General features: G+C 60.5%; 7 protein-coding genes. All 7 read right to left on the reverse strand.

Features of this window, described 5'->3' with window-relative positions; genetic code table 11:
• Window positions 1-48: 48 nt before the first annotated feature.
• The 7 genes from VFW93_RS00510 to VFW93_RS00545 all read right to left on the reverse strand — a co-directional run bounded on the left by VFW93_RS00510 (window position 49) and on the right by VFW93_RS00545 (window position 11,129).
• A complete protein-coding gene (locus VFW93_RS00510; protein WP_329692035.1) occupies window positions 49-2,451 on the reverse strand; it encodes a methyl-accepting chemotaxis protein in 2,403 nt (800 codons plus the stop codon).
• An 80-nt stretch (window positions 2,452-2,531) separates the two neighbouring features.
• The gene (locus tag VFW93_RS00515) at window positions 2,532-3,611 is read right to left on the reverse strand and encodes a chemotaxis response regulator protein-glutamate methylesterase (RefSeq protein WP_329692036.1); all 1,080 of its coding nucleotides are present in this window, start codon (window positions 3,609-3,611) and stop codon (window positions 2,532-2,534) included.
• A gap of 4 nt (window positions 3,612-3,615) precedes the next feature.
• Window positions 3,616-4,143, reverse strand: coding sequence for a chemotaxis protein CheD (locus VFW93_RS00520; protein WP_329692037.1), 528 nt, complete (start codon window positions 4,141-4,143; stop codon window positions 3,616-3,618).
• On the reverse strand, window positions 4,130-4,924 hold the full coding sequence (locus VFW93_RS00525) for a protein-glutamate O-methyltransferase CheR (protein WP_329692038.1): 795 nt from the start codon (window positions 4,922-4,924) through the stop codon (window positions 4,130-4,132). Before VFW93_RS00525 ends, VFW93_RS00520 begins: the two co-directional genes overlap by 14 nt.
• A gap of 41 nt (window positions 4,925-4,965) precedes the next feature.
• Window positions 4,966-5,505: a chemotaxis protein CheW gene (locus VFW93_RS00530; protein WP_329692039.1), complete on the reverse strand. Its 540-nt coding sequence runs from the start codon at window positions 5,503-5,505 to the stop codon at window positions 4,966-4,968.
• Between the two features lie 2 nt (window positions 5,506-5,507).
• Window positions 5,508-8,462 carry a methyl-accepting chemotaxis protein gene (locus VFW93_RS18900; RefSeq protein WP_414639544.1) on the reverse strand — a complete coding sequence of 985 codons (2,955 nt, stop codon included), beginning with the start codon at window positions 8,460-8,462 and terminating at the stop codon, window positions 5,508-5,510.
• Window positions 8,463-8,504: 42 nt separating this feature from the next.
• Window positions 8,505-11,129: a methyl-accepting chemotaxis protein gene (locus VFW93_RS00545; RefSeq protein ID WP_329692040.1), complete on the reverse strand. Its 2,625-nt coding sequence runs from the start codon at window positions 11,127-11,129 to the stop codon at window positions 8,505-8,507.
• Window positions 11,130-11,132: the final 3 nt, after the last annotated feature.

An 11,132-nucleotide genomic window follows, 5' to 3' on the forward strand; every position in this document is an offset into this window, starting at 1 on the left:
GGACCAGCCTCAGCGTTCACGGTTCACGACGAGCGACGCGCATCTGATTCAAATCGTGCCAAGCAGTGGTGTCGCCTTCAAAGCCATGTTCTGATGGCCTGCAAGGTGATGCCCAGATCGATGCCCCGTGCTGCTTTTGATCGACGTACCCGGATCCCGATACAGCACGCTGCACACGACCAGGTCCTCGTCCACCCTGTGAACACAAGCCATTTTGGGCAACATCTCCAGGGTGTCGGGGTGGCAGGACTCGTACTCCACCCATTCCTTGTCGGCGTCCGCCGCACGCCACAAGGCCTCCGTCAGCAAGTAGCCATCGCTGGAGGTCAGCATGGGCATCGGGTTGCCGGCCTCCTCAGGCGTGTGAGAGTTGAACAACTGAATGCCCTGCCGATTGACCCCGAACACAAACAGATCCCGGTCCTGATAGGCCCCCTCGGGATCATTCAACAAGGGCACGGCAGCCGTCAGCCCGACCTCGACAATCAAATCAGCCGCCTTGTGCATCAGAGCCTGAGCCTCGTCGGCGCTGCCCTGGGTCAGCCGCATGCCTTGCACGGACCTCGACAGGCTGGCTGCGTGATCCAGCAAACGATCAGTCGCCTGCTGCGCCATGCTCACCGCTTCCCGGTTCTCGTCGGCGATGGTTTCCAGGCCACCCAAAGTCTGCGTCACCTGCTCCAGGATGTCGTGTTGATGGCTGGCATGGGCAGACAGCGTCGACACGCCCCTGGCCACGGTCTTGACCCCCTCCTCCAGCTCGGACAGGGTATGCGTGATGTCAGCCATGTGGCGCACGCCGTCGCTGACCTGCTGCGTGGACAACTCGATCAACTCGCTGATCTCGGCCACAGCATGAGCGCAACGCCCGGCGAGCTGGCGGACCTCACCTGCGACCACGGCAAAACCGGTTCCTGCCTCACCAGCGCGGGCGGCCTCCACCGCGGCATTGAGCGCCAGCATATTGGTCTGGAAGGCGATGTCCTCGATCATGCCGACGATCTCCCGCATACGCTGGGAGCCCTCTTCGATGTGCGACATGGTCGATACTGCCTCCGGCATGAAGGCACTCCTGCGCTCCGCCAGGCTGCTGACATGTGCAACCTGATCGGACAGTTGCTGGGCAGTCTCGACACCCTGATCCAGCACCCGCTGGATGTGCCGCACGCTGTCGGTAGCCTGTTTGATGCTGCTGGACTGTCGCTCGGTGCGCATGGCCAGCGCCAAGGCGCCGTCCCCCAGACGCTTGGCAGACATGGCCACGAGCACGGCATTGCTGCGGATGCTCGACACGATGCGAGACAACTTCACCGTCATGTGGTTGAGCCCTGCGCCGACGTGCGCCAGTTCATCTCGCCCAAGAACTTCACGCGTATTGGTGAGATCGCCCTGCCCGATGTCATCGATCACGTGAGACATGGCTTTGACGGACCCGATCAGCGCCGACTGCATCGCCATGATCAGGTAGCACATGCCCATGAAGGTCAGCAGCGTCACGGCGATGTAGACGCCCACGACGCGCTTCTGATGAGAAAGCCGCTCTTTGAGTTGTGCGTCCAGCCGCTCACGCATCGAATCATTGAGTGCCATCGCAGAGTTGAGGGCCTGAACGCCTCTGTCCATCAGGACTCTGGCGTCCCCACGCGAGAGGTTGGCCCCCAGGGCATTGACCATTTCAGAAGACGCGCTCTCCAGCAATGCCTGTGTCGCCATCCATCCGGTTGGGGTCGGGCTGCCGCTGCGATCCAGCGCACCGAGCAGCAAGGTCATGTCACCCGTCTGAACGCGCAGATCCTGCACATGGTCTCGAAGCAGCTTCTCGTCGCCGGGTGTGATGGCACCGCTGTTGAGCATCACCAGGGTATGCGCTCGCATCTGAGAGAAGGTCTCCAGCATGGGGATGTAGCGATCCACCAGCACCAGCATCAGATAAAACGAATCTGCCTCCGGATCCAGCAGCAAGGTCGATGACTCGCCTATGCGCAGTTGCAGCTGACGAAGTCCGGACATCAGTCGGGCTTGCTCATCGAATACAGCCTGATGCGAGAGCACACCACCCGCTGGCGCTGCTTGCGCATCGCGCTTTGACAGGAAGGTCACCAGGTTCTTGCGGAGATCCTGCCAGGCCTTGGTGACATCTGCCTTGTTGAAGTCTGACAGGCCGCTGTCCAGATTGCGCATCGCATGCTGGATGTCGGCATGGGACTTGTCCATCGCACCTGCGGGCAACTCGTCACCTGCAAGTTGCTGACTCCACAAGTCACGGTGCCCCTGCATGAGCCAGGCCAGACGCGTGACGTCCTTGACACGCGCCAGGCCGGCGATCTCGCTGGTGGTCAGTTCGACCTGGCCCCAATGCTGTTTAGATCCATAGACCGCCATGCAAACCAGGATGGCAAACGCCAGACCGCTGATGACACTGAACTTGACGGACAGCTTCCAACGACGCATGAGCCGCATGCCGGGCCCCAGCGCCCACCTGAGAAAACCTTTGTCCATCGTGCAACCTCACTCTTTGATGCGTATCCCGATCAGGCGCTGACCACGGCTGAACGCGCGGCAGCCATCAGCCAGGCCGGCATGTCATCGAGACTCACGACCTGCTGTGCCCCGCCGTGCTTGATGGCCTCTCTGGGCATGCCGAACACCACGCAGCTCGCTTCATCCTGGGCCGCAGTCTTGCCGCCCGCATTGAACATTTCCTTGAGCCCCCGTGCACCGTCGTCCCCCATGCCCGTCATGACCACGCCGATGGCATTGCGACCCGCGCACTGAGCAACGGACTTCAACAGCACATCGGCATTCGGTCGATGGTGGTTCACCAGCGGCCCGTCGAACACCTCGACCACATATTGCGCGCCACTGCGTTTGAGCCGCATGTGGCGACCACCAGGGGCAAACAGCACACGACCGTTGATCACGCGGTCGCCGTCCTTGGCTTCCAGTACTTCCAGCTCGCAAAGGCCGTTCAGGCGAGCCGCCAGACTGGCCGTGAAATTCGGCGGCATGTGCTGCACGATCACCATGCCAGGCACGGTACGCGGCAGGCGGGTGAGCACGGCCTCGATGGTCTGCACGCCCCCCGTCGAAATGGCGATGGCGATCACACGGTCGGTGGTCTCGGCCATGGCATCCTGCGGCGAGACCGGTACGGCAGCACGCGCTGCACCCGGTTTGGGTACACCGGGCGCGGCGCGGCGCAAGGCCGACATATTGGCCTTGGCCGCAGCCCGGACGGCATTCACGATGCCGTTGCTGTCGTCCTCCAGGAAATCCTTCAGCCCCAGCTTGGGCTTGGTCACAAAGCCCACGGCGCCTGCAGCGAGCGCCTGCATGGTGGTCTGACCACCCTTTTCCGTCAGGGTGGAACACATCACCACCGGCGTGGGGCGCTCGGCCATCACCTGTTTGAGAAAGGTGATGCCGTCCATGCGGGGCATCTCGACGTCCAGCACCAGCACATCAGGCCAGTTGCTCCTCATGCGAGGCATGGCAAACAGCGGGTCTGAAGCCGCGCCAATGACCTGTATGCCTGCTTTCGTCAACAGATCAGACAGGTGCTTGCGCACGATGGCTGAGTCGTCAACGATCATGACCTTGATCTCGCTCATGAGATCACCCCTTCCTGGCTGTATGTGGATTGCCGCGCTTCAATACCACCTGGCCATTGGTCAGATCAATCGTCACGTTACGCGGTTCGTTGCCACCGACGTCCACACACTGGAGTTGGAAACCATACTTGTCGATGATTTCCCAGGCTTTCTCCACGTTGCGCTCACCGATGTTGAATTTCACCTTGGCCTGATCTGGCATGGTGTCAGCTCCGCCGTACAGATGTACTTCGTAATCCTGGGTTTTCGTGCCGGTTTTCTTGATCTCGTTGGCGAGCAGTTCCACCGCTTCTTCACCGAACCGCCCGTCCAGCGAGCCGTCTGCCGGCCGAGGCCTCTTGGGCAGCAGGAAGTGACACATGCCCCCCATTTGCCGCCGCGGATGCCACAAGGTGATGGCGATGCAGGACCCCAGCAGCGTCTTGACCGTGGCACCGGTTCGCCCGAAATACCACTGCCCGGGCAGCAGGAAGACCTTCTCGCCGCTGTGATGCTTGAGTCGGGCTGGGCCCTTGCTGTCAAGTTCGAGCATAGACGGCTGGCTTCACGCTGGTCAGGCCGGTCGGCAGGTTGCTGAGAGACTCCGAATGCCCCGTGAACAGAAAGCCACCCGGCTTGATCAAAGGCGCCACCCGACGGACGATATCCAGCTTCGCATCGGGTTCGAAATAGATCAGCACATTGCGCAGGAAAACGACGTCGAACTTGCCGATGTCGGGCAAGGGCTGCATCAGGTTGGCCTGCTCGAAGCTCACATTGGCCCGCAACTCCTTGTTCACGAGCAGTTGGCCCTCGTACGGGCCCGAACCCCGCATGCAGAAACGCTTGAGGTACTGCGGGCTGGTGTTGCGCGCGCGCTCCATCGGGTAGAGCGCCTTGCGCGCCGCATCCACCATCGCAGTGGACAGGTCGGTACCCACGATCTTCCAGCCGCTGGGTCCGATCTTGTCTGCCAGGAGCATGGCAATGCTGTAGGCCTCTTCCCCGGATGAACTGGCCGCGCTCCAGACGCGGAACTCCTGCCCGGGGCGCCGACGTGACAACAAATCGGCCAGAAACTCGAAGTGCGCCGGCTCGCGGAAGAAATAGGTCTCGTTGGTGGTCAGGCGATCGACCACGCGCACCAGTTCACTCTCGTCGCCACCCTTGATGACCTTGTCCACATACTCATCGAGGCTGCTGAGACCTTTTTCGGTCGCCAGCTTTTGCAGGCGGCCGATGACCAGCTGCCGCTTGGCCGGCACCAGGCGAATGCCGGAGACCCGGTGAAACACGTCGGCCACCACGTTGAAGGAGCGTTCGGACAGTTGCATGTGGCATCACCTTGTTATGGGGCTTCTTTTTCAACGGGCCTTCAATGGCCAATGTGACCCGCGATCAGCGTGGCCATGGCCTCTCGAGCGAGGATGCGATCGGCGTCCAGAATCGACAGCAAGGTGCCTTTGGCCTTGGCCATCCCTTGCAGGAACTCCCGAGGAATGCGTGTACCCAGGGCGGGCACAGGCTCGATGTCCTGATCGGCAATCTCCAGCACCTCCGATACACCGTCCACCAGCACCCCGACAACCAGAGGCCCGTCCTGATCCTTGTGATCGGTCTCCACAATCACGACGGAACTGCGTCGCCCGATCACGGCGGGCTCGGCGCCGAAGCGTGCCTTGAGATCGATCACTGGCACCACGGCACCACGCAGGTTCATCACGCCGCGGACAAATTCCGGCGTCAGCGGTAGCGGCGTCATGCGGCCCACTTCCAGGATCTCGCGCACCATGTCGATGCCAACGGCATAGGTCTCCTTGCCGACAGCCAGACACAGATACTGCTTGGCGGAGATCAGTTCAACGTCGCTGGCAGGCGAGGCCACATCCAGGACAGCAGGTAGGGTCGTGTCCATGATCAGAAATGGGCAAAGTGGGATTCATCAACCGCATCAACACTGGCATGCTGGTTGGCCATATTGGGTGTGGACACACCGGATCGACCATGTGTCGACGCAGGCCTGGCCAAGTTCGACGTGCGTGAAGCACTCGATGCTGCGGATGGCCTCGCTTCACGGTGAGCGTAGGCAGAGCCATGCTCTTCCTTGAGCTTGAAGTAGCCCATCAAGCCTTGCAACTGCGTTGCCTGGGCGGACAGCTCTTCGGATGTGGCTGACAACTGCTCTGCTGCGGAGGCGTTCTGCTGAGTGGCGCCATTGAGATGGTCCATGGCACCGGTGATCTGCGCGACACCATCAGACTGCTCACCCGATGCGGCGGCGATCTCCTGAACCAGTTCGCTGGTCTTGTTGATCGACGGCACCATCTGCTTGAGCAGTTCGCCAGCCTTTTCTGCCAGGTTGACGCTGGAGCCGGCCAGTTGGCCGATCTCCTGAGCTGCCACCTGACTGCGTTCTGCCAGCTTGCGCACCTCAGCCGCCACAACGGCGAATCCGCGACCATGCTCTCCGGCTCGCGCAGCCTCGATCGCCGCGTTGAGCGCCAGCAGGTTGGTCTGGTAGGCGATGTCGTCGATGATGGAAATCTTCTTGGCGATCTCCTGCATGGCGTCTACCGTGCGCGTCACGGCGTCACCACCTTCGATCGCCTCCCTGGCAGCCTTCGTGGCCATGCCGTCGGTCACCATCGCGCTGTCCGCATTCTGTTTCACGGACTGAGCCATCTGCTGCAGCGAGGCGCTGGTTTGCTCCACGCTGGCGGCTTGCGATGCGGCCGACTGCGACAGCGACTGCGAGGTCTCCGACACCTGATTGGCCGCTGATGTCAGTTGCTCGGCTGAGACACGCACTTCCACAATGGTCTTGCTGACCGTGTCGATCAGGTCATTGAACTTCTCACCCATCAGGCGGAAGAAAGGCTCCTTGCCTTCCAGCGCCATGCGGCGTGAGAAGTCACCTTGGGTAGCACCTTCGACCAGCTCGGTCACTTCCTGCTCGGCCAGTACCTCCGCCGTGCGATCTTTCCATTCCACCACTGTTCCGAGGCGGTCACCCTTGTCGTCACTGATTGGATTGGCGGTCAAGGCGAAGAAGAGGTTCCCTACCTTGATCTGTGTCTTGTGCTCGGTCTTGAGCATGCTCAGCATATTGCGCTGATGCGATGGGTTCTTGTGGAAGCTGTCAAAGTTGCTGCCCAGCACACGGCTTGCGGAGAACTGAGGCAAGCTCTTGCGCAGTTCAGCCTCATTGCGGCTGAGCATGGCAATCACCGAATCATTGGTGTAGATGATTTCACCAGCGGGATCCGCGATCATCACATTGGTAGAGCAGCAGTCCAGCGCCTGCTTGACGCGGGCGTTCTCCGCTGCTTGCTTGCGCTCGCGTTCCTGTGCAGCCAGGAAATCAGTCAGATCACGCCATTCGACCACCGTACCGAGTCGTTTCCCGTCCTGGCCACAAATCGGATTGACCGTCACATCGAAGCGGCGGCTACCAACGTTCACTCGCGTGGTCTGCGTGCCGCTGAGGCGATCCAGCATATTGCGTTGCTGCGATGGATCCTTGCTGAACTGATCCATGTTGCCACCAACCACACGGTTTGTATCCAACCCGGGCAAATCAGCCCTGAAATCAGATTCGGCCACCTTGATCATGCGCTGAAGCGCCTCGTTGGCGTACACGACCTTGTAGTCAGCATCTGCCACCATGATGTTGGTGGCGGCCACATCCAGTGCCTGACGAATACGGGTGTTCTCCGCCAGGACGATGGCGTCTCGTTCATTGCGATCACGCAAACCGACCTGCATCGCCTTGATGGCTGTCAGCAACTGAGCGGCTTCATCGTTGCCCTGAATATCGATGGCGCCATCCAGATGGCCATCCTTGACGGCATTGGCTGCATCGATCGCACGACGGATCGGGTTGGTCACCGATCGAATGACGGCATATCCCAGCACGATGGCTACCGCCATCAGACCAGCCAGCACGCCGCACAATGCCAGACGAGACTGGGTCAATCTGTTCTCACGCTCGGTCAGCAGCCTCTGGAGAACCTCAATGCCGGGGTCACGGGCAGCGTGCAAAGCGGCCACATCCTTCGCTATGCGTGCTGACAGTTCTTTCTGATCGCCGATCTCCGGCTTGTCGCTGGACAGCACTTTCTCTGCCAGTTCCAGCGTGGTGTTGAGTTGGCCGACCAGACCGGACACATTGATATCAGCCTTCAAGGAGGGGTTGAAGCGCACCACCTTGTCGGCCAATTCCTGAATTTCTCCTGCGTGCACGAGCGCAAAGTAACGATCGGCATAGGCTTTCTTGACAAGGCGCCCCTCTCCCCGTGCTGTAGAGGCCAGAAGGTCATTGCCTTGCTGGACGCGACTGAAATAGTCGGCCACCTGCAGCATGATGTCCGTGGTCAGGCTCATCACGTAGTAGCTGTCTCCGTCCGGATCCAATGTCAGGCCGCTCCGGTCCAGTGCGATCGAGATCAGGCCGCTGACGCTCTCAGCCAGTTCATTCTCGACCGCATCAGAGGTATGCCCGACCTTCTTCATTTCGTCCTGCAGCGCTGCGTAGCTCTTCTTGACCTCATTGAAGTCGGCGGACAGGTCCAGATCCGCTTTGTGAGCCTTCAAGGCGGCATCAATCGTGTCAATCTGCGATGCCATCCTCGTCCACGTCACGTTGTGATCGGGACTCGACTCAGGCACCACTTTGGCGTGATTGATGGCATCCGTCAGAGGCACCATGACCTTGATCACCTCTGTGCCGGCGATCTCCAGCCGCGTGCTGTCGATGGTGAGTTGCGTCGTCCTCAGATAGAAGCTTGTCGGCACGGCGCACAAGACCGCACCCAGGCATGCCAGCAGCGTGAATTTCTGCCATAACATCATTCGGGACAAAATCGAGTTCATGGTCGTTGACTCCTGGCTTTGTGGTCAGCTGAGGCCGCTGGATCAAAAGTGGGCGAAATGTGATTCGTCAACATCAGAGTGAAAGCCTGGCTGAGCCATGGCCGTCGTCTGACGATGAGGTGCGGCGCTGGATCGCGCGGGTGAAGAGAGCGTGGCCCGCGCCCCCGCATGACGTCCTTGATGAACGGGCTCGCTTCGATTCGCTGCCCGCTGGCCATGCTCTTCCTTGAGCTTGAAATAGGACATGAGGCTTTGCAGCTCGGCAGCCTGGGCCGACAGCTCTTCCGAAGTCGCCGACAGCTGCTCTGCTGCAGAAGCGTTTTGCTGCGTGGCACCATTGAGGTGATCCATGGCGCCATTGATCTGGGCAACCCCATCCGACTGCTCGCCAGAAGCGGCCGCAATTTCCTGAACCAGTTCACTGGTCTTGTGGATGGACGGCACCATCTGTTTGAGCAGATCACCGGCCTTCACGGCAAGGCTCACGCTCGAACCTGCGAGCTGGCCTATCTCTTGTGCGGCGACCTGGCTGCGTTCTGCCAGTTTGCGCACCTCCGCGGCCACCACGGCGAAACCTCGACCATGCTCGCCAGCTCTGGCCGCTTCGATGGCCGCATTGAGTGCCAGCAGATTGGTCTGATAGGCGATGTCGTCGACGATCGAGATCTTCTTGGCAATCTCCTGCATGGCTTCAACCGTGCGCGTCACTGCTTCGCCGCCCTCCATGGCTTCCTGCGCTGCCTTGGTGGCCATGCCGTCCGTCACCATGGCACTGTCAGCGTTCTGCTTGACGGAGGCAGCCATCTCCTGGAGCGATGCACTGGTCTGCTCGACGCTGGCTGCCTGAGATGCCGCCGATTGCGACAGGGACTGAGATGTCTCGGACACTTGACCCGATGCAGACGACAGTTGCTCGGCAGCCATGCGCACCTCCTCGATGGTCTTCGAGATGGTGTCGATCAGGCCATTGAACTGCGTGGCCAATGTCCTGTAGAAGCCATCCTTGCCCTCTACCGTGATGCGGCCGGACAGATCCCCGTCCACGGCGGCCTGAACCAGCTCTGCGACTTCGCTTTCAGCACGCAGTTGATCCGTCTTGTCTTCCCACTGGCCGACGGTACCCATCTTCACGCCATCTTCGTTGCGCACAGGCGTGGTGGTGATCTCGTATGTGCGACCACCCAGCTCCATGGTGGTGGTGGCCGTCTGTTCCAGGGCCTTCAGACGATTGATGGCAGCAGCCGGGTCGGCATAGAAGACGCCGACCGACTTGCCAATGATGTTGTGCGACTCAAAGCCAGGCAAGGTCCTGCGGAATGCAGCTTCATCTCGCTTGAGCACATTCATCAACGCGGGGTTGATGTAGACCAGTGTGCCCTCGTTGTCGGCAATGCGGACGGGCGTCACGGAGGCATCGAGCGCCTGCTTGATGCGAGCGTTTTCTGCAGCCAGCCGTTGCTCGCGCTCTTTTTGAGCCAGCTCGCTGGTCATGTCCTTCCACTCGACAACCACGCCCAGTCGCTTGCCGCCGTCACCCTTGATCGGGTTGAGGATCAGATCGAACCTGCGCCCACCCAGTTCAAGGCGCGCGGTGTGGGTTTGATTGAGGCGGTCCAGCAAGCCACGTTGATGTGCCGGGTTCTTGTGGAAGTCGTCAATGTTCGAACCCAGCACGCGCGAAGCTTCGAAACGAGGCAGATCCTTGCGGATGTCCGACTCCGCCGTTCTGAGCATCTGGTTGAGCGAGGCGTTGGTATAGATGATGTTGTAGTCTGCGTCGGCCACCATCATGTTGGTGGCTGCCACGTCCAGCGCTTGTTGAATGCGGGCCGTCGCATCCGCGCGCTTCTTGGTATCGGCGAATTCAAAGCCCAGACGGGTCTGCACACGTCGCAGGGACATCATCATCGCGGAGGCCTGATCGTCGCCACTGGAGGCCACGATGCCGTCGAAGTTACCTTGGCCGTAATGCTCCAGATGAGCCTCGGCAGCCCTCAGCATGCCTGACAGTCGGGTGCTCAGCTTGACGCCACCCAACAGGGTCAAGAGGCCTGTCAGCACCGGTGTGGCGATGGTGAGTGCCCCCGGTTGCAAGGCGGCGCACACCGAGCCGGCCACCGTCAAGGCAGACAGACCGCCCAACATGGCCACCTTGGAGCCGATGCCCGCATTGGCCCAGAGTTTGCCCACGACGTTCAGACTGGCCAAGCCGCCCACACGAACGCCATTGCCTTCCACAATCGCCCAGCCACTTGCCTTGCCCTCTTTGAACAGCTTGTACAAGCCGTCTGCGGCCTCGATCTGGTCGCGTGTAGGCCGCGTGCGAACCGACATGTAGCCCGTGACTGAATTGCCTTCACGAATGGGCGTGGCATTGGCCACCACCCAGTAGTGATCGCCATTCTTGCGCCGATTCTTGACCAGGCCCGTCCATGGCTTGCCGGCCTGCAAGGTCTTCCACAGGTCGGCGAAAGCCTCTTCCGGCATATCAGGATGACGCACCAGGTTGTGGGGCTGCCCGATCAGCTCGGCTTGTGTGAAACCACTGGCTTCCAGGAAGTCATCATTGATGTAGGTGATCTTGCCCTTGAGGTCCGTACGGGAGACGATCGTGGCCCCGTCACGAAGAACGTACTCTTGTTGAGTCACAGGTAGATTGGTACGCATGGT

Origin of the sequence: Aquabacterium sp. (genome assembly GCF_036279675.1) — a bacterium.
Lineage (GTDB): Bacteria > Pseudomonadota > Gammaproteobacteria > Burkholderiales > Burkholderiaceae_C > Aquabacterium.

Excerpts from the sequence above, each read along its gene's own strand:
- VFW93_RS00510 (WP_329692035.1), bottom strand. The coding sequence starts at position 2,451 with ATGCGTCGTTGGAAGCTGTCCGTCAAGTTCAGTGTCATCAGCGGTCTG.
- VFW93_RS00515 (WP_329692036.1), bottom strand. The coding sequence starts at position 3,611 with ATGAGCGAGATCAAGGTCATGATCGTTGACGACTCAGCCATCGTGCGC.
- VFW93_RS00520 (WP_329692037.1), bottom strand. The coding sequence starts at position 4,143 with ATGCTCGAACTTGACAGCAAGGGCCCAGCCCGACTCAAGCATCACAGC.
- VFW93_RS00525 (WP_329692038.1), bottom strand. The coding sequence starts at position 4,924 with ATGCAACTGTCCGAACGCTCCTTCAACGTGGTGGCCGACGTGTTTCAC.
- VFW93_RS00530 (WP_329692039.1), bottom strand. The coding sequence starts at position 5,505 with ATGGACACGACCCTACCTGCTGTCCTGGATGTGGCCTCGCCTGCCAGC.
- VFW93_RS18900 (WP_414639544.1), bottom strand. The coding sequence starts at position 8,462 with ATGAACTCGATTTTGTCCCGAATGATGTTATGGCAGAAATTCACGCTG.
- VFW93_RS00545 (WP_329692040.1), bottom strand. The coding sequence starts at position 11,129 with ATGCGTACCAATCTACCTGTGACTCAACAAGAGTACGTTCTTCGTGAC.